This is a genomic window from Micromonospora sp. CNZ322, from assembly GCF_007827755.1.
The window spans coordinates 331,639-349,962 of record NZ_VITD01000003.1; the positions used below are offsets into that span (position 1 = coordinate 331,639).

The window sequence follows — 18,324 nt, forward strand, 5'->3', positions numbered from 1 at the left end:
CGGCCGGCGTTCACGCCACCGATGGCCGGACGCGGCGTGCCGTCGTGGTGGCGAGGATTCCGCAGGTGGCGGCGACCAGACCGAGGCCGGCCGTGCCCGGGGTGACGTATCCGGGCACGGACGAGGCGACGTACGTGCCGCCACCACTGAGGCGGCACTCGAAGCGCAGCGGTAGGAAGCTGACGTCGTAGCCGACGACCAGGCTCGCCACCTGTGGTCCGGCCTCGCGACAGGGTCCGACCGGGGCGGATCCGGCGCCACCGTCCTCGGCCTGCAGCACCGCGTAACCGAGGTGGAGCAGGCCCCAGGCGTACAGGGCGACGGCGCCCGCGCCGACGAGCAGCGCCGCCGTGCGCAGGCGGCCCGACCGTTCGCCCTTCCTGAACATCGCGCGGAACCCACGGACGGTGAGGACGGTCGCGACGACCGCCCCACCCAGCGCGGCGAGGAGTAACCCGAGAAACAGCATGATCGACATTCTTGATTATGCAGGGTCACGGGTCTTCGCCGGATGCGGAAGTACGGCGGCCGGCACTGTCTCGTTCTCCGGGTTGGGTGGGCGACCCGGGCAACACGCGACGCGGGGTGCCTGGTGGTCGTTGCACCGGGTGTGATCCCTGTCCCCACCGGCTCGTCCACCGCCACCCGCTGGGGACGGCGAATCGTCATCGGCCTCACCGTGGCCGCGTTCGGCCCGTACCTCGCACCAGGCCTCCGTACCGAGCAGGTGGCCGTGTACGGCGCGGCCGCCCTCTGTGTCTAGTCGGATTGTGGATGCGCCCCGCTTCGCCGGCACCGCCGTCTGGCCTGCGGGACGCACCTCAGCCTGGTCGCGGTCCGCCACCATTGGCGTGGTCCTTCCGCCGCACGCCGAACTACACGACGTATGAGGCCGGGGACGTCGTCGCGGGTTTCGACAACATCTTCCCGCCGCTGGTGGTCGTCGCGGTCGTCGCGATGCTTGTGAGGGCTGGCGCGGACCCGGCCCGGATGCAACGTGCGGTGTGCACGGTGACCGTCCTGGCGATGGCTGTCAACGCCCTCATCGCCGTGTCCGCAGCGGACGGTGTGGAGAACGATCTGCTGGCTCGATTCCGACTCTTCGGAGAGGAGGAGAGCGTCGCCGACTGCGCGGCGGCGAACGTCGCCGCCTGGTTCACCGCCAACGCCTACCTGGATCAGCGGGCCGGGCAGCGGTTCGCCATGCGACTGTTGCCCGGCGGCGGCGACCGACCAACTCAGCCTCTACATCGCCGGCGGGTGGGTGGTAGTCCGGCTTGTAGCAGGCCGTGGACGTCACTCTCCCCGGCGTCCGGAATATCAACAGGCATGCTGAACTGCTCAATCTCCCGGTAGTGAACGAGGGTTCTAAGCCCCGATTTTCCTGCTTCAGCGGGGACTGCGATCCGCGAGCTCGTGCCCGGGGCTCGGCCGAGGCAGGATGCGTAACAAGGACGACCTGCCGCGCACCGCCAATCGAGGGAAGCCGCCGCGTCATTGCTTACTACGTCGATGCACGGCGCGCCGCGCTCGCCCGCCACGGTGTGAGACGTGGCCGACGTTGCCTACCGTGAGTTCGTTAGGTGCGCGTTACGGCGATCGCACCGGCAGTATCGGTCTGCGTGGGATGAGCTGCACTGTCGCTGCTGTCCCGTTCGTCGCGAATACGGCAAGGTGGCGGGAGGCTCTAGACCAGGTTAAACCGTACGGGCCTCCCGGACCAGGACTTGATCCCTTAGCATGGCTGGAGGCGCATGGCCGAGCACTCTACACGAAACGATTGCCCGACGTTGTACTGTGCGTAGTACCTACGGATTGGCGCCGAGCTTCGACGGTCAAGAGATAACCAAACATATGGCAACCGGCAGCGCGTTCTCTTGGTTGCGGAAAGCAAATCGGACAGACCGCGCGGGATCACTTTTGGATAAGGAAACACCCATGGAGCAGCAGGACCATCCTGGTCGCCACCAATTGTCTTTGTGGTATCTGGCAGCCATGGTAGCGCAGCCAGGTGACACATTGTCGATAGATGAGGGAGGTGTAGCTGTTGCGAATTCGTTGGGAGTCCCGCTCGGTAGGTTGGAAATTCTGGATTCACCCAACGACGACGACCACGTGGTGATTGATGGAGTCGGTTGGTTTGCCGTAGCAATGAAAGGCACATCCGCCTCCAGTATCGAACCAATCTCAATCGACCGTTTGGAGAACGCTTGGTCTAGCCTGAACGGCCGGGCCGGCTCAACTGTTCTTCTGTCGGCAAACCTGAGATCGATCAGACTGGAGCAGTTCGCGCGGATGTGCGGACTTCCGATTCAAGTGGTCGCGCGTCTTCTAAACTGGACAGACGCAATAAATGACGTAGATTTCGGCGCTGGGGGACAAGTTGTTGGTCGCGGTTGAGGGTATCGATGGCGCCGGGAAGCGAACTTTTGCCGAACGCCTCAGAGTTCGTTGCGAGGAAGCAGGGCTGACTACAACGATCTTTTCATATCCTCGTTATAAAACCCCTCCCTTCGGCGTTGCAATTAGCGAAATGTTGGCGGATGGTACGATTCTACGTTCACTCGCCGCCTCGGTATCGGGATCTGCTACTCTCTTCGCCCTTGACAGGGCTCACTCGCTGCCCGACTTGGCTGCTGCCATGAAGACATTTGACGCGGTAATCGTGGATCGGTACATCGCATCTAATGCTGCCTATGGGGCTGCCCGTATTGACAACGAGCGGGCTCGCGAAGAATACATCGAGAATATTGCAGAATTAGAGACGCGATTCCTAGGCATCCCAGTGCCGGACATCCAAATTTTGGTTCAAGTTGAACCGGAGGTCGCCTGGTATAGGGCGCGCGCACGAGCGCGTGCGGACGAAAGTCGAACAATTGACTCGTTTGAGCGCAACGAGGAACTCCAGCGGTCAGCTGCTGAACTCTACGAAGGCTTTGCCTCGCGGAATTGGCTCTCGGAGTGGCGAATGCTTGATGTGTCCAACTTTGATGAAGTTGCTACCTACATCATCCAATCGGGTTCCCTGGCTTCGGCGAGCTGACGAGTGACGGTGACGGCATAATGAGGCGCACGGCGCCCGAGAAAAGACTTGCCGGCTTACTGCACAGCGCCGGTCTCACGATTTCTTCGCCCAGCATCGACGTAGTCGTGCGATTAGCGTGTCGACCAATTGCGCGCCCGAGGGCGGAACTCGTCTATTTTCTGCGCCGATTCCCAGAAATCGACAATGATGCCCTTGAAGGCGCTCTAGACGAGCTGCAACATGCTCAGATCATTGAATCGTCAATTGAATCTCATGGGCGCGAGACCCTGCGTATTGCCAACGGCCTTCCAGCAGTGTTGGGTCTGGACGTGTCAGCAGCAGCCTCGGTTCGACGGGCAATACAATTGGCTCGTCGAGAGATTAGTGCAGGTTGGACCTTCAATGATCTCGGGAAAGTGACCGGAGAGTATGACCATTTTAGCACTTGGATTGACTATATCCGATCGTCTCGCGTTGAAGTGCTTGTTTGGGTTATGAACTCCGCGTACCCCGCTGTGAAACAGGCGCTCGGCGAGGCGGCTGAGCGTGGAGTGCAGATTAGGGTACTTATTGGGGGGCCACAGGCGGTAGGCAAGCTACGTGGGCGGTCAGAGGCCCTGAGGGCAGGTGAAGCTGCGAAGGATTGGGCAAACGAAGCTCGTAAGCACGATTGCTTCAGCGTGCGGGTGGTGGCCACAGCCCAAGATCTGTACGGCGCAGGATCTACATTGATTGACCGTCAGATCTTCCGCACCACTGTGTATGATCCTGTTCGCCAGCATGGCAGTGATGGAATCATGTTCGAAATTGAGAACACGGACTTCAATCACGAGGTCAATCTTGTAACGATGTATGAGAATGCTTTCTCGCTCGCTTGGAGTAGGGCTGATCCGGCCGTATTTGGCTCTCGTGCGCGATTGCTGTTCCCCTATATCATTTTCCGGGCATCGGCGTTGTTGATGGTATTGCTCTGGCTGCTAATCTCAGCACTGCTGGCCGCTTTGCCGGTCATTTTTTCCCGCCTATATGGCGCACTTTCTGTAGTCCCGTCAGCCTCGTGGGTGGACGCCGAGAAGAACATTTGCTACGGGCTAGCGGCAGCCGCACTCGGCCTAACATGTCGGAAGGTGTTCCTCGCGGTTCGCGCAAGAAGGGATAGAATGCGTGTCGTTAGGCGGTGAAGCGCCTAGGCGCAATTCGGACCGAACGACCTTTTACGCCGTAGGTCACATTGGATGGGATTGCGCCCGACTTGCTCCCAATCAGCCGACAGAGCGTCTGCCGGGAGGAGCGCTCATGCACTTCGCCGCAGGCTTTTGTTTCGTCAGGCGAGGCATTCGCATGCTTTCCTTAGCTGATCGAAGCGAGTTCGGGGAACCCATCGCTATTCTCGAAGAGAATGGTGCCGACCTCTCTCAAATACAGTTTCACTCACCTCCGATAGAATTCGATCTCGATTATGACTTGAGTAAAAGTCAGGAGCTGCTCTCCCTCCGGATAAGGAATGCCCTCGTTCCAGGAAGTCTAGGTGCGTACGCGATCGAAATTATCGAGCCCGGCAGCATTGTCCACGCGTGTACAATGCCTCTCGATGATTTAGAAGTACTGATAAGGGCCGCTAGAGATCTGCAATGTGCTGTTAGCGTGCAGCTGCACGAGTATCACCTCTCCGTGCAGCCCGCACGGCTCCTTGGGCTACTGGCTGCGGCTCACAGAATCTTTGTCAGCGAGACGGAATTTTTACATCTCTGGCAGTCGAAGAATTTCTCACAGGCTGTGAACCGCTGCCTTTCTGATTCGTCTCAGACGTGGCTAGTGACTGCGCTGCATCGGGTAACAATTGTTGATGGACTTACTTCGGAAACCATTCGTGTGGAGCCTCTTCGTGCCGTTGACCCGACTGGGGCAGGCGATGTGTTCGCTGGTGCGGCGTCCGCAGCATTGATTGCAACCGGTCACCTTGGTGTTGCTGCACGGGTGGGAGCGGCTGTCGCGGCAATCAAGGTTCTGGGGCGCGCTAGTGAGGCCGTATTTTCTGCCTTGAAAGATAGGTAGCTTATATCAGGTGGTATACCTGCCCAGGATTTCGGTTGGCTACGGCCCGGACGGCCGGCTGTTCGTGGGAGAGCGCAACAAGGAGGAGCTGACCAAGGGGGCGACTAACCGCCTATGGAGGCAGGCGCGCGTCGCCGTGTTCACATCCGGGGTCTCCGCCTCCCTGCTGGCACTCACCCCGTACGACCTGCGCCAAGCCGCCGTGTCGACACAGCTCAACAGGGAGTGCCGCCTACTCAGGCGGCCGACTGGGCTGGGCAGTCGGTAGAGCTGCCACTCAGGATTTACATCAAGTGCCTAGACGGCGGTGAGGCTGCTCTCCGAAAGCGTGCCGAAAGGGCGTTTGGCCACGACCGACCTGCGGGCTGATATGGCACAGATGGTCGCATTGGTCGCTGGCGGTCGGACATAGCCGACACATGAGTAAGGCCCCCGACCGGGTTTCCCTGGTCAGGAGCCTCTGGTGCTGGTCAACCTTGGTGCCCCCGGCAGGATTCGAACCTGCGCCCCCGCCTCCGGAGGGCGGTGCTCTATCCCCTGAGCTACGGGGGCTCAGCGACTGGAGAAGACTAGCAAACCTCCCCTGCGTACGCCGAATCGGTATCGGGTGAGCCGATCGTGTCGGACCGGCCCACCCGGTGCTCAGGCGGCTACCACCCGCCCGCAGCTGGGCAGCGGGTGCAGGACGATTCGTCGGGGGAGCCGGCGCGGCCACTCGTTGCGCGGCCAGGAGCCGTCCACGATCAGGTGGACGGTGCGCTGCTCCTCGCCACTGAGGCGCAGCACGAAGTCGCGGGGGAGCGGCGGGTCCACCGTCGGCGTAGTGATCATGAAGCGGACCCGACCGCGGGACGAGACAGCGGAGATCACGTCGGCGGCCGGCATCGTTCCGCGCAGCCGGACCCGGCCGATCCAGTAGACCTCCGCGAGGTGCTCCTGGGCGGCCCGGGTGATCGCCGGGTACTCGCTGCGGACCCAACGCTCGACCGCGCTGACGCAGAGCCCGCAGGCCCGCTCACGCGGCTCCCGCGGACCCAACCCCCAGGCCCGCAGGTACGCCCCGACCGCGCCAGTGTCCAGCGGCAGTTCGAAGCGCCGCTGGATGAGCGTGGTGAGGCTCTGCCGCGTCCACAGCTCCTCGTCCAGGCCGAACTCGTCGGGATGGACGCCCCGCAGCGTGTCGATCAACTCGAGTTCCTGTTCGCGGCTGAGCATTCCCGGCTCGCCCTGCCGCTGTCCGCGACGGACGGCTGCCACCGCCCCGTCACCACCGATGGTGTGGCGTCGGCACCAACTGGTGACCGAGCGCCGTGCGTCTCTGAGTGCAACCCCCACGTCTTGGGCAACGAGCCCGAATCGCAACTGGTCACGATATGTGGGGAGAAAACTCTCTAAGCAACGTAATCGCCTGTGCCACGCAAAACGCCCACAAGGGACGAGAGGGGTGTTCGGGTCATACGCGACGGGTAGCCGTCTTGATCGACTCGGGTTCCTGGAAACCGGGGTGCCGATCGCGTCGACCGCCCGGTTTCCTGAAAGCCGAGTCGATCAAGGCCGGGGCTTGCGCTGGGGGCCCCGGCGGGGGCGGGGGCTCGCGTCGGTGGCGGGCGGCGCAGGTCGAGCGGCGTGGTGCGTTGTGTCGGCACGGTGCGGCCCGCGTCACCGCCACGGAGCGGCGGGGACGCGGGCCGGGTGCACCGTCCGGTCGGTCAGCCCTTGGCCTGCGCCTGGAGCTGCCGGAGGTTGTTCAACTCGGTCTGCTGGGTGGCCTTCATGGTGTTCGCCACCCGCAGCACCTCGGCGTTGTCGGTCGCGCCGAGCGCCGCGTCGATCATGTGGATGCCGCCCAGGTGGTGGGCGTACATCAGGGTCAGGAACTGCCTGTCGACCTCGATGCCCTGAGCGTTGCGCAGGGCGGTCATCTGTTGCGGCGTGGCCATGCCCGGCATCAGGCCGTCCTTGACGGTGGCCCCGTCGGACATCCACGACATCGGTGGCTTCGACCCGGTCGGGCTGAGGCCCCATTCGCGCAGCCAGGTCTGCATCGCGCCGATCTCGCCCTGCTGCCCGGTGGCGATGTCGACGGCGATCTGCCGCACCTCGGGGAGGGTCGCCGACCGGTACGCGATCAGGCTCATCTCCACCGCCTGCGCGTGGTGGGTCGTCATGTCCCGGGCGAAGCCCGCCTCGACCGAGGCGTCACCGGGCCGGGTGATCCGTGGGGTGAGCAGACCGCCCGCGTACCCGAGGAGGAGCCCCACCACCAGCATGATGGCGAGTGCCAGCACGCCGTAGCGCGACGCCGGGGCCCGGCCGCCCTCGTCCGGGGCGGCCGGGATCTCGTCGTACTCGCTGTCGGTGGTTGCCGGAGCGGTCATTGCCGTCCTTACTGGGTGGGCTGCTGCTGGAGTTCACGCGGCGTGGTGCCGGTGGCGGTGATGCCGGTGTTGCAGAGCGCCGTCGGGCCCTCGACGGAGGCGTTCACCCGCAGGTCCTTGATGAACTCGTCGATCCGCGAGTCGTCAGCGTTGTCGACCTTGAGCTGGTAGCCCCAGGCCTGAAGCGAGATCGGCTTGTCCAGGCCCTCGTACGGGCTCATCAGCGTCTTCTCGACGCCGCGCACCTTGCTGGCGAGCTTGTCGACCTGGTCCTTGGGCAGGTCCGGGCGGTAGGTGATCCACACCGCGCCGTGCTCCAGGCTGTGCACCGCGTGCTCGTTGGCGATCGGGGCGTCGTACACGTCGCCCATGCAGTTCTGCCAGGCGGCGTTGTGCACCCCGCCCACAGGCGGCGAGTAGTTCCAGGTCAGCGGACCCGACTTGTGCGACTCGTACTTCAGGCTGTCCGGGTCGGACTTGCGGATGTTGGCGATGCCGTCGATGGCGTTGGCCCGCTTGTCCCACGGCTTGGAGCCCTGGAACGACGCCCAGGCGCCGTAGCCGATGATGCCGGCCGCGAGCACGCCGACCGCGACGAAGAGCGCGATCGGCCCCCACGCGCGGCCCTGGCTCACCTTGACCGGGGTGACCGGCTTGCGCGGGCCCTTGCCCCCGGCCCGGGGGGAGCCCGTCGGCTTGCCGGAACCGGCCTTGGCGCCGGACGCCGGCCGGCCCGCGGCCGGCTTCTTGCCGGTGCTGACCACGGTCGGGCGGCGCTCAGGGCCACCCGGGGTGCTGATGCTCATCGTGCCTCGTCAAGTCGGTCGGTCAGGGGAGTGGCGGGCCGGATGACGCGCAGGGGAGCCGCCGAGTGCCCGAGTCTACCCCCGATAACATGGTTGGGTGACTCCTGCAGAACTAGCCTCGGTCGTCCTTGCCGCCGCCCACGCCGTCTTCGAGCAGCGTGGGCTCGACAGTGCCGCGTTGCCGGCGAGCACCGTGGTGGAGCGACCGCGCAACCCCGAGCACGGCGACTACGCCTCGACGCTCGCGCTGCAGTTGAGCAAGAAGGTGGGCGTCCCGCCCCGGGAGTTGGCGACAGCCCTGGCCGACGAGCTGGGCCGGGCACCGGGCGTCAAATCGGTGGAAATCGCCGGGCCGGGCTTCCTGAACATCCGGCTCGACGCCGCAGCGGCCGGTCAGCTCGCGCGGGTGATCGTGGAGACCGGCGCGGAGTACGGCCGCAGCGACCGGCTCGCCGGCGAGAAGATCAACCTGGAGTTCGTCTCGGCCAACCCGACCGGGCCGGTGCACATCGGCGGGGTCCGCTGGGCGGCCGTCGGTGACGCGCTGAGCCGGCTGCTGCGGGCCACCGGCGCCGACGTCGGCACGGAGTACTACTTCAACGACGCCGGTTCGCAGATCGACCGGTTCGCCCGGTCGCTGCTCGCCGCCGCGAAGGGTGAGCCGGCGCCGGAGGACGGCTACGGCGGGGCGTACATCGCCGAGATCGCCAGCGAGGTGCAGGCCCGCCGGCCGGAGGTGCGTTCGCTCGACGACGACGCCGCCCAGGAGGTCTTCCGGGTCGAGGGCGTCGCGCTGATGTTCGACGAGATCCGCACCTCGCTGCGCGACTTCGGGGTGGAGTTTGACACCTACTTCAACGAGAAGGACCTGCACGACCGGGGTGAGCTCGACCTGGCGTTGAACCGGCTGCGCCAGCAGGGGCACCTCTACGAGTCCGAGGGCGCCACCTGGCTGCGCACCACCGACTTCGGCGACGACAAGGACCGGGTGCTGCGCAAGTCCAACGGCGAGTGGACGTACTTCGCCGCGGACTGCGCCTACTACCTGGACAAGCGCGAGCGTGGCTTCGATCGGGTCGTGATCATGCTGGGCGCCGACCACCACGGCTACATCGGCCGGATGAAGGCGATGTCCGCCTGCTTCGGCGACGACCCGGAGCGCAACCTGGAGATCCTCATCGGGCAGCTGGTCAACCTGCTGCGCGACGGCGCGCCGATGCGGATGAGCAAGCGGGCCGGCACCGTGATCACCCTGGAGGACCTGGTCGACGCGATCGGCGTGGACGCCTCCCGGTACGCGTTGGCCCGTTACTCCAGCGACTCCCCGATCGACATCGACATCGAGCTGTGGACCCGGGCGACCCGCGACAACCCGGTCTACTACGTGCAGTACGTGGCAGCCCGGACGGCGGGCGTGGCCCGCAACGCCGCCGAGGTGGGGCTGATTCCGGGCGACGCCGACGCGTTCCGCCCCGAGCTGCTCGACCACGAGAAGGAGAACGAGCTGCTCAAGGCGCTCGCCCAGTTCCCCGCGGTGGTGGCGACGGCCGCCGAGCTGCGGGAGCCGCACCGGGTGGCCCGCTACCTGGAGGAGAGCGTCGCCGCCTCCTACCACCGGTTCTACGACAACTGCCGGGTGCTGCCGCTGGGCGACGAGGAGATCACCGACCTGCACCGCGCTCGGCTCTGGCTCAACAACGCCACCCGCACGGTGATCGCCAACGGCCTGTACCTGCTCGGCGTCTCCGCACCCGAGAGGATGTGACATGAGGGCTCATGAGGCCGGTGCGCTGCACGCGGACATCAGCAATCAGGGGCCGGCCTGGCTGCGTACCCCGGCCGACGTCAACGCCCTCGTGCCGGCGCTGTGGCCGCGGTCGGTGACGCGTGGCGCCGACGGCGCGGTCGCCGTCGCGGGCCTGAGCGTCCGCGACATCGCGGCCGAGTTCGGCACCCCGGTGTACGTCCTCGACGAGGCCGACCTGCGCTCGCGCTGCCGCGACTTCCGGGCGGCCTTCCCAACCGAGGACGTGTTCTACGCGGGCAAGGCGTTCCTCTGCCGGGCGGTGGTCCGGATGATCGCCGAGGAGGGGCTGCACCTGGACGTCTGCACCGGTGGCGAGCTGGCCACCGCGCTGTCGGCCGGAATGCCGCCGGAGCGGATCGGCTTTCACGGCAACAACAAGTCGGTCGCCGAGCTGGGCCGGGCGCTGGACGCCGGGGTGGGCCGGATCATCGTCGACTCGTTCACCGAGATCGACCGGCTCACCGCGCTGGCCCGCGAGCGCGGGGTCCGGCCCCGGGTGCTGGTGCGGGTCACGGTGGGCGTCGAGGCGCACACCCACGAGTTCATCGCCACCGCCCACGAGGACCAGAAGTTCGGCTTCTCGCTGGCCGGCGGTGCCGCCGCCAACGCCGCGTTCAAGATCCTCGACGAGGGCGTGCTGGAGCTTCGCGGGCTGCACTCGCACATCGGCTCGCAGATCTTCGACGCCAGCGGCTTCGAGGTCTCGGCCCGGCGGGTGCTCGCCCTTCAGGCGCAGATCCGCGACGCGCGCGGAGTGGAGCTGCCCGAGCTGGACCTGGGCGGCGGCTTCGGCATCGCGTACACCACCCAGGACGACCCGGCGACGCCGCAGGATCTGGCCAAGCGGCTTCGCAAGATCGTTGATTCGGAGTGCGCGGCGGAGAACCTGGCCGTGCCGCACCTGTCGATCGAGCCGGGCCGGGCCATCGTCGGGCCGGCCGTGTTCACCCTCTACGAGGTCGGCACGGTCAAGGACCTCGACGGCCTCCGGACGTACGTCAGCGTCGACGGCGGGATGAGCGACAACATTCGCACCGCCCTCTACGACGCGTCCTACTCGGCGACGCTGGCCTCGCGGGCCTCGACCGCGCAGCCGTTGCTCGCCCGCGTGGTGGGAAAGCATTGTGAGTCCGGGGACATCGTGGTGAAGGATGAATTCCTGCCCGCCGACGTGCAGCCCGGAGATCTTGTCGCAGTGCCCGGCACCGGTGCGTACTGCCGAAGCATGGCCAGCAACTACAACCATGTGCCCCGGCCACCGGTGGTCGCGGTGCGCGACGGCCAGGCGCGCCTGATTGTCCGGCGGGAAACCGAAGAGGACCTGCTCGCATTGGATGTTGGATGACGTCACCTGTGCGCTTGGCGCTGCTCGGCTGTGGCACTGTCGGCCAGGAGGTGGTCCGGCTGCTGCACGAGCAGTCGGCCGACCTCACGGCACGGATCGGCGCTCCGCTGGAGATCGCCGGCATCGCCGTCCGTCGGCTCGGCCGCGACCGAGGTGACCTGCCGGTCGACGAGGACCTGTTCACCACCGACGCGCTTGGCCTGATCAAGCGCGACGACGTGGACGTGGTGATCGAGGTGATCGGTGGCATCGAGCCGGCCCGGAGTTGGCTGGTCGAGGCGCTGCGCGCCGGCAAGAGCGTGGTCACCGCCAACAAGGCGCTGCTCGCCGAGGACGGCGTGGCCCTGCACGAGGCGGCGGCCGAGGGCGGCGGCGACCTCTACTACGAGGCGTCAGTGGCCGGGGCCATCCCGCTGCTGCGTCCGCTACGGGAGTCGCTGCACGGCGATCGGATCAATCGGGTCACCGGGATCGTCAACGGCACCACCAACTTCATCCTCTCCGCGATGGACGCGACCGGCGCCGGCTTCGCCGAGGCTCTCGAAGAGGCCACCGCCCTGGGGTACGCGGAGGCCGATCCGACCGCCGACGTGGAGGGCTTCGACGCGGCGGCGAAGGCGGCGATCCTCGCCTCGCTGGCGTTCCACACCCGGGTCGGCGCCGCCGACGTGCACCGCGAGGGCATCACCGAGGTGACCGCCGCGGACATGGCCAGCGCCCAGGCGATGGGCTGCACGATCAAACTGCTCTGCATCGCGGCCCGGGGTGTCGACCCCACCGGCCGGGAGACGGTCAGCGTCCGGGTGCACCCGGCGATGATCCCGCGCAGCCACCCGCTGGCCAGCGTCGGGGACGCGTTCAACGCGGTCTTCGTGGAGGCGGACGCGGCCGGGCAGTTGATGTTCTACGGTCGGGGCGCCGGTGGCGCGCCCACCGCCAGCGCGGTGCTCGGTGACGTGGTCGCGGTGTCCCGCAACCGGCTCGCCGGGGTGCGCGCGGCCAGCGAGAGCGCGTACGCGGACCTCGCGGTCCGGCCGATGGGTGAGGCGTTGACCCGCTACCACGTGAGCCTCGACGTGGCCGACCGCCCGGGTGTGCTGGCCTCGGTGGCGAGCGTGTTCGCCCGGCACGACGTGTCGATCGCGACGGTGCGGCAGGGTTCGGCGGGCGGGCCAGCGGGCCGCGACGGCGACGCCGAGTTGGTCATCGTCACGCATGTGGCACCGGACGCCGCGCTCGCCGCGACCGTCGGTGAGCTGCGCGGTCTGGACATTGTCCGTTCGGTGACCAGTGTGCTGCGGGTCGAGGGCGGCGCCTGAGTCGTTGCATCATCGACGGGGCGGCTCGCGCGTCCCGCCAGGTGGGTAAGCCGGGGTGTGCCATTGACCACTCCAGCGGGCTGGTCCAAGGTGGCCCTGACAATCGGGTGGGCGCGGCGGTAGAGGCGAGGAGAGCGACATGTGGCGGGGTCTGATCGAGGCGTACCGGGATCGGCTGCCGGTCACCGCGGCCACGCCGGTCGTGACGCTGCACGAGGGCAACACCCCGCTGTTGCCGGCGCCGGTGCTGTCCGCCCGGCTCGGTTGCGACGTGCACCTCAAGGTGGAGGGCGCCAACCCGACCGGCTCCTTCAAGGACCGGGGGATGACCCTCGCGGTGTCCAAGGCGGTCGAGGCCGGCAACAAGGCCATCATCTGCGCCTCCACCGGCAACACCAGCGCCTCCGCCGCGGCGTACGCGGCCCGGGCCGGATTGACCTGCGCCGTGCTGGTGCCGCAAGGCAAGATCGCGCTGGGCAAGCTGGCCCAGGCGCTGGTGCACGGCGCGAAGCTGCTCCAGGTGAACGGCAACTTCGACGACTGCCTCGCGACTGCCGCCAAGCTCGCCCAGGACTACCCGGTCGCGTTGGTCAACTCGGTCAACATCGACCGGCTGCACGGCCAGAAGACCGCCGCCTTCGAGATCGTCGAGGCGCTCGGTGACGCGCCCGACATCCACTGCCTGCCGGTCGGCAACGCCGGCAACATCTCCGCGTACTGGATGGGATACGCGGAGGAGTTGGCCGCCGGCGCCACCACCCGTACCCCGAAGATGTACGGCTTCCAGGCCGCCGGGGCGGCCCCGATCGTGACCGGTCAGGTGGTGCCGGAGCCGTCGACCATCGCCACCGCGATCCGGATCGGCAACCCGGCGAGCTGGACCAAGGCGTTGGATGCCCGGGACGCCTCCGGTGGCCTGATCGCGTCGGTGACCGACCGGGAGATCCTCTCCGCGTACCGTCTGCTCGCCCGTGAGGTGGGGGTCTTCGTCGAGCTGGGCAGCGCGGCCAGCGTGGCCGGCCTGCTGCAGCAGGCCGCGGCGGGCGCGGTGCCGCCCGGTTCCACGGTGGTCTGCACGGTGACCGGCCACGGGCTGAAGGACCCGGAGTGGGCGATCTCCACCGCGCCGGCGCCGGTGACCATCGCGAACGACCCGCTGGCCGCGGCGCGCGCCCTCGACCTGGCCTGAGCGCGCCGCCGTCCGGGTGGTGACCGACGGCGGGTAGCTGGACGGCGGTGCGGCCCGGGGGCGGCGGGGGTCGGGGTATGCGAGTCCGGCACACTTTCGGGTATCCCCGCCCGCATTCTCGTTCAGGAGTGAGCCAGGCCGATGTCGCTGCTCGCCAGATTCAGCCTCGCCAACCGAGGGCTGATTGCCCTCATCGCGGTGGTGACCACGGTGTTCGGAGCGTTCGCCGTGCCGTCGCTGAAGCAGCAACTGCTGCCGTCGCTCGAGTTCCCGGCCGCGTTCATCGTGGCTCCCTACCCCGGCGCCGGCCCCGAGATCGTCGAGTCGCAGGTGACCGAGCCGATCGAGAACGCCCTCCAGGGCATCCCGGGGTTGGACCAGGTCACCTCCACCTCCCGCGAGGGGGCGGCCACCGTCCAGGTGACGTACGAGTTCGGCACCGACCTCGACGACGTGGTCAACAAGATGCAGACCGCGTTGAGCCGGATCGACGCCCAGCTGCCGGAGGGCGTCGACCCGCAGGTCATCGCGGGTAGCACCGACGACCTGCCGGCGGTGGTGCTGGCCGCGGCCGGCACTGCGGACGAGCGGGCGCTCGCCGAGAAGCTGCGCGCGACAGTGGTGCCGGAGCTGGAGGGCATCGAGGGAGTACGCACTGTCGAGGTGACCGGAACCCGCGACGACGTCGTGGTGGTCACCCCGGACCCGGCGAAGCTGGCCGCCGCGAAGATCCAGCCGACGGCGATCGGTGCGGCGCTGAAGACAAACGGCGTGGCGGTTCCGGCCGGCGCGGTGACCGACGGCGCGTTGGCCCTCCCGGTGCAGGTCGGCACGCCGATCTCCACCCTGGAGGAGCTGCGCGGCATCGTGGTCGCCCCGGCCGCGGCACCCGTTCGCCTCGGAGACGTGGCGACTGTCGAGCAGCAGCTCGCCCCGGCCACGGCGATCACCCGGACCAACGGCAAGGACAGCCTCGGTATCGCGGTCACCGCGGCGCCGGACGGCAACGCCGTGGAGATCTCGCACGAGATCCGGGACCGGCTCGACGACCTGAAGGACGCCTCCGGCGCGGAGCTGACAGTGGTCTTCGACCAGGCGCCGTTCGTCGAGAAGTCGATCGAGTCGCTGACCACCGAGGGTCTGCTGGGCCTGGTGATGGCTGTCATCGTCATCCTGGTCTTCCTGCTGTCGGTGCGCTCGACGGTGGTCACCGCGGTCTCCATCCCGCTCTCCGTGCTGGTGGCGCTGATCGCCCTGTGGATCGGTGACTACTCGCTCAACCTGCTCACCCTCGGCGCGTTGACCATCGCGGTCGGTCGGGTGGTCGACGACTCGATCGTGGTGTTGGAGAACATCAAACGACACCTGGAGTACGGCGAGGAGAAACGGCACGCCATCATCACCGGCGTCCGGGAGGTCGCCGGTGCGGTGACCGCGTCCACCCTCACCACGGTGGCGGTGTTCGCGCCGATCGCGCTGGTCGGCGGGTTCGTGGGCCAGCTCTTCGCGCCGTTCGCGATCACCGTGACGGTGGCCCTGCTCGCCTCGCTGCTGGTGTCGCTGACAGTGATCCCGGTCCTCGCGTACTGGTTCCTCAAGCCGCGCGGCGGCACCGCGGACGACGAGGCGGTTCGGCACGCCGCAGAGGAGAAGGAGCTGCGCAGCCCGTTGCAGCGGGCGTACCTGCCGGTGATCGGGTTCGCCACTCGCAAGCGGTCGACCCGTTGGATCACCGTCGGGCTGGGCCTGCTGGTGCTCTTCGGCACCTTCGGTCTGGCGCAGAAGTTGGAAACCAACTTCCTCGACGACTCCGGCCAGGACACCCTCAACATGAGCCAGGAGCTGCCGGCCGGCAGTGGCCTGGCGGCCACCGACGCGGCGGCCAAGCAGGTCGAGTCGGTGCTGTCCCGCACCGACGGCGTCGAGACGTACCAGGTGACAGCGGGCGGTGGCGACAACCCGTGGGCGGGCGGCGGCGGCAACAACGTCGCCAGCTGGTCGCTGGCGCTCGACGGTGACACCGACGCGAAGCAGATGCGTGAGGTGCTGCGCAAGGAGTTCGACAAGCTCGGCGCCGGTGTGGGTGAGATCAGCTTCGGTGGCGGGCAGGAGGCGTCGACCAGCCAGCTGGAGGTGATCGTCCAGGCCAGCAACCCGGAGGCGCTGACCCGGGCCGCCGAGGAGGCGCGGGCCGCGATGGCGGGGGTCCCGGACGTCGAGGACGTCTCCACCAGCCTGGCCGCGCGGGTGCCACGGGTCGACGTGGTCGTCGACCGGGTCGCCGCGGGTCGGGTCGGGCTCACCGAGGCCGCCGTGGGGCAGCTCGTGTCGCAGGCGTTCCGGGGAGCGCCGCTGGGTCAGGTAGCGCTCGACGGCCAGCAGCAGAACGTGGTGCTGCGGTTGGGCACGCAGCCGCCGACGACGGTGGAGCAGCTGAAGGCACTGCCGGTTGGTCCGGTGAAGCTGGGCGACATCGCGCAGGTCACCCAGGGCGAAGGCCCGCAGCAGGTCACCCGAATCGACGGTGAGCGCAGCGTGTCGGTGACCGGTGCGGCGACCGGCTCGAACCTGGGCGCGACCAGCCAGGAGTTGCAGAAGCGGTTGGACGGCATCAACGTGCCGGGTGCGAGTTTCACCATCGGTGGTGTCAGCGCGGATCAGGCGGACGCCTTCGCGGACCTGGGCCTGGCGGTGCTGGCCGCGATCGCCATCGTCTTCCTGATCATGGTGGCCACGTTCCGCAGCCTCACTCAGGCGCTGATCCTGCTGATCTCCATCCCGTTCGCGGCGACCGGTGCGATCGGTCTGCTGTTGGTCACCGGGACGCCGCTCGGTGTGCCGGCGCTGATCGGTGTGCTGATGCTGGTCGGCATCGTGGTGACCAACGCGATCGTGTTGCTCGACCTGATCAACCAGTACCGGGCGCAGGGCATGGGGGTCCGGGAGGCGGTGGTCGAAGGTGGCCGTCGCCGGCTTCGCCCGATCCTGATGACGGCGGTGGCGACCATCTTCGCGCTGCTGCCGATGGCGTTCGGGTTGACCGGTGAGGGCGGCTTCATCTCTCAGCCGCTGGCGGTCGTGGTGATCGGTGGTCTGCTCAGCTCGACGCTGCTCACGCTGATCCTGGTGCCGACGCTGTACACGATGGTGGAGCACACCAAGGAGTCGCTGCGGGGTCGGCGCGCACGGCGGCGCTCCGGAGGGTCGGCGGTGACCACGACGGAGGCCGACGAGGTGCCAGCGCCGAACCAGGTAGCGGTGCCGAGCGGCGCGCCCGCCCCGGTCGCGGCTGAGGGTGTGCAGCCGGCCGGGCGACCCGCGCCGTCGGCCGCGTTGGTGGAGGGCACTGACCAGTTCGAGGTGCTGCGGCTGCCGCGTAGCCGCACCTCGCCGCTGCCTCCGGCGGAGCCGACCGAGTAGGTCGTAGCGCGGTTCGGAACGCCCCCGGCGGATTTTTCGCCGGGGGCGTTCCAGGTTCATTCGACCGAAAACACTCCGACTCGACGACCCCACACCTTGTGTAACTTCTTGCATACTCCTCGTAGGCAGGTGGGGGTGTGGGTGAAGCGAGGGCGGGCGGATGGCCGAGGGCGCGCGCGGGTGGGGGCGGCGCGATCTGCTGCGCCGTGGCCTGCTGGTGGTGGGCGGCGTGGCCATCGGTGCCGGGACGTCGGAGGCGTGGCGGATCACCCATCGCCGGATGCCGATCGCCGGCGGTCCCGCCAGTGCCACCCTCGGCAACGGCCTGCAGGATGTCAGCTCCGGCGCGCTGGAGGTCGTCTGGTCCGGGCGGACCAACCAGCGCCTGGTGGCCCTCACCTTCGACGACGGCCCGGCGCCACAGTGGACTCCCATGGTGCTCGACACCCTGGCCCAGTACCGGGTTCCGGCCACCTTCTTCATGGTCGGGGCGCAGGTCCGCCGGCACGCCGACGTCGTCCGCGACCGGCTCGCCGGGCACGAGGTGGGAAACCACAGCTGGGAGCACCGGGACCTGGCCGAACTGGACGCCGCCGAGGCGTACGACGACCTGCGCCGCAGCCACGACGCGATCGCCGACCTGACCGGGGTGCCGCCGGCATTCCTCCGCCCGCCGTACGGCCATCTGGGCGGAGCGGTGCTGCACGCGGCGGCCCGGCTGGACTATCGCCTGGTGCTTTGGTCGTTGCAGATGGTGGAGCGCGAGTTCCCCGACGATCCGGCCGGTCACGCCCGACAGATCGTGGCCGCGGTCCGACCGGGAACGATAGTGCTCGGCCACGATGTGGGGGCGCGCCGACGACTGGTCGCACTGCGGGGGCTGACTGACATGATCAACGGGCTACGGTCGCGCGGCTACACCTTCGTCACGGTCTCGGCGCTGCTGGGAGCGGGTATGGCTTCGACGACGACCAGGTAGG

At 67.7% G+C, this 18,324-nt stretch carries 16 protein-coding genes and 1 tRNA gene; 12 read left to right on the forward strand and 5 right to left on the reverse strand.

Going from position 1 to position 18,324, the window contains the following annotated elements:
• Positions 1 to 10: 10 nt before the first annotated feature.
• Positions 11 to 469: a hypothetical protein gene (locus FB453_RS10155; RefSeq protein WP_145789393.1), complete on the reverse strand. Its 459-nt coding sequence runs from the start codon at positions 467 to 469 to the stop codon at positions 11 to 13.
• 123 nt (positions 470 to 592) lie between these two features.
• Here FB453_RS10155 and FB453_RS34145 point away from each other — a divergent pair, with 123 nt between their 5' ends.
• The 6 genes from FB453_RS34145 (at position 593) to FB453_RS10180 (ending at position 5,080) form a co-directional block, all read left to right on the forward strand.
• Positions 593 to 763 carry a hypothetical protein gene (locus tag FB453_RS34145; RefSeq protein WP_186718188.1) on the forward strand — a complete coding sequence of 57 codons (171 nt, stop codon included), beginning with the start codon at positions 593 to 595 and terminating at the stop codon, positions 761 to 763.
• An 83-nt stretch (positions 764 to 846) separates the two neighbouring features.
• Complete coding sequence (locus FB453_RS10160; protein WP_145789395.1) at positions 847 to 1,356, forward strand: hypothetical protein; 510 nt, start codon at positions 847 to 849, stop codon at positions 1,354 to 1,356.
• Between the two features lie 582 nt (positions 1,357 to 1,938).
• Positions 1,939 to 2,400, forward strand: a complete 462-nt coding sequence (locus FB453_RS10165) for a hypothetical protein (RefSeq protein ID WP_145789397.1) — start codon at positions 1,939 to 1,941, stop codon at positions 2,398 to 2,400.
• Positions 2,387 to 3,043: a dTMP kinase gene (locus FB453_RS10170; RefSeq protein WP_186718190.1), complete on the forward strand. Its 657-nt coding sequence runs from the start codon at positions 2,387 to 2,389 to the stop codon at positions 3,041 to 3,043. The genes FB453_RS10165 and FB453_RS10170 overlap by 14 nt, the downstream gene beginning before the upstream one ends.
• A gap of 20 nt (positions 3,044 to 3,063) precedes the next feature.
• The gene (locus tag FB453_RS10175) at positions 3,064 to 4,206 is read left to right on the forward strand and encodes a phospholipase D-like domain-containing protein (RefSeq protein ID WP_145789402.1); all 1,143 of its coding nucleotides are present in this window, start codon (positions 3,064 to 3,066) and stop codon (positions 4,204 to 4,206) included.
• Positions 4,207 to 4,321: 115 nt separating this feature from the next.
• Positions 4,322 to 5,080: a PfkB family carbohydrate kinase gene (locus FB453_RS10180; RefSeq protein ID WP_145789404.1), complete on the forward strand. Its 759-nt coding sequence runs from the start codon at positions 4,322 to 4,324 to the stop codon at positions 5,078 to 5,080.
• Between the two features lie 477 nt (positions 5,081 to 5,557).
• On the opposite strand, the gene FB453_RS10190 is transcribed toward FB453_RS10180, so the two are convergent.
• The 4 genes from FB453_RS10190 to FB453_RS10205 form a co-directional block, all read right to left on the reverse strand.
• Positions 5,558 to 5,632, reverse strand: a tRNA-Arg gene (locus tag FB453_RS10190).
• Positions 5,633 to 5,722: 90 nt separating this feature from the next.
• Positions 5,723 to 6,415, reverse strand: a complete 693-nt coding sequence (locus tag FB453_RS10195) for a winged helix-turn-helix domain-containing protein (protein ID WP_145789678.1) — start codon at positions 6,413 to 6,415, stop codon at positions 5,723 to 5,725.
• 374 nt (positions 6,416 to 6,789) lie between these two features.
• A complete protein-coding gene (locus FB453_RS10200; protein WP_091405938.1) occupies positions 6,790 to 7,458 on the reverse strand; it encodes a DUF305 domain-containing protein in 669 nt (222 codons plus the stop codon).
• Between the two features lie 8 nt (positions 7,459 to 7,466).
• Positions 7,467 to 8,264 carry a thioredoxin-like domain-containing protein gene (locus FB453_RS10205; protein ID WP_112583607.1) on the reverse strand — a complete coding sequence of 266 codons (798 nt, stop codon included), beginning with the start codon at positions 8,262 to 8,264 and terminating at the stop codon, positions 7,467 to 7,469.
• Between the two features lie 97 nt (positions 8,265 to 8,361).
• On the opposite strand from FB453_RS10205, the gene argS reads away from it, so the two are divergent.
• The 6 genes from argS (at position 8,362) to FB453_RS10235 (ending at position 18,323) form a co-directional block, all read left to right on the forward strand.
• Positions 8,362 to 10,029 carry an arginine--tRNA ligase gene (gene argS / locus FB453_RS10210; protein WP_145789407.1) on the forward strand — a complete coding sequence of 556 codons (1,668 nt, stop codon included), beginning with the start codon at positions 8,362 to 8,364 and terminating at the stop codon, positions 10,027 to 10,029.
• 1 nt (position 10,030) lies between these two features.
• Positions 10,031 to 11,416, forward strand: a complete 1,386-nt coding sequence (lysA, locus tag FB453_RS10215; protein ID WP_112583605.1) for a diaminopimelate decarboxylase — start codon at positions 10,031 to 10,033, stop codon at positions 11,414 to 11,416.
• An 8-nt stretch (positions 11,417 to 11,424) separates the two neighbouring features.
• Positions 11,425 to 12,735, forward strand: coding sequence for a homoserine dehydrogenase (locus tag FB453_RS10220; protein ID WP_181541704.1), 1,311 nt, complete (start codon positions 11,425 to 11,427; stop codon positions 12,733 to 12,735).
• 139 nt (positions 12,736 to 12,874) lie between these two features.
• Positions 12,875 to 13,924: a threonine synthase gene (thrC, locus tag FB453_RS10225; protein WP_112625875.1), complete on the forward strand. Its 1,050-nt coding sequence runs from the start codon at positions 12,875 to 12,877 to the stop codon at positions 13,922 to 13,924.
• 141 nt (positions 13,925 to 14,065) lie between these two features.
• Positions 14,066 to 17,344 carry an efflux RND transporter permease subunit gene (locus FB453_RS10230; protein ID WP_145789409.1) on the forward strand — a complete coding sequence of 1,093 codons (3,279 nt, stop codon included), beginning with the start codon at positions 14,066 to 14,068 and terminating at the stop codon, positions 17,342 to 17,344.
• Positions 17,345 to 17,504: 160 nt separating this feature from the next.
• Complete coding sequence (locus FB453_RS10235) at positions 17,505 to 18,323, forward strand: polysaccharide deacetylase family protein (protein WP_145789411.1); 819 nt, start codon at positions 17,505 to 17,507, stop codon at positions 18,321 to 18,323.
• The last annotated feature ends 1 nt before the right edge of the window (position 18,324 follow it).

Excerpts from the sequence above, each read along its gene's own strand:
- FB453_RS10205 (WP_112583607.1), bottom strand. The coding sequence starts at position 8,264 with ATGAGCATCAGCACCCCGGGTGGCCCTGAGCGCCGCCCGACCGTGGTC.
- FB453_RS10155 (WP_145789393.1), bottom strand. The coding sequence starts at position 469 with ATGCTGTTTCTCGGGTTACTCCTCGCCGCGCTGGGTGGGGCGGTCGTC.
- lysA (WP_112583605.1), top strand. The coding sequence starts at position 10,031 with ATGAGGGCTCATGAGGCCGGTGCGCTGCACGCGGACATCAGCAATCAG.
- FB453_RS10175 (WP_145789402.1), top strand. The coding sequence starts at position 3,064 with ATGAGGCGCACGGCGCCCGAGAAAAGACTTGCCGGCTTACTGCACAGC.
- FB453_RS10180 (WP_145789404.1), top strand. The coding sequence starts at position 4,322 with ATGCACTTCGCCGCAGGCTTTTGTTTCGTCAGGCGAGGCATTCGCATG.
- thrC (WP_112625875.1), top strand. The coding sequence starts at position 12,875 with ATGTGGCGGGGTCTGATCGAGGCGTACCGGGATCGGCTGCCGGTCACC.
- FB453_RS10200 (WP_091405938.1), bottom strand. The coding sequence starts at position 7,458 with ATGACCGCTCCGGCAACCACCGACAGCGAGTACGACGAGATCCCGGCC.
- FB453_RS10230 (WP_145789409.1), top strand. The coding sequence starts at position 14,066 with ATGTCGCTGCTCGCCAGATTCAGCCTCGCCAACCGAGGGCTGATTGCC.
- FB453_RS10165 (WP_145789397.1), top strand. The coding sequence starts at position 1,939 with ATGGAGCAGCAGGACCATCCTGGTCGCCACCAATTGTCTTTGTGGTAT.
- FB453_RS10235 (WP_145789411.1), top strand. The coding sequence starts at position 17,505 with ATGGCCGAGGGCGCGCGCGGGTGGGGGCGGCGCGATCTGCTGCGCCGT.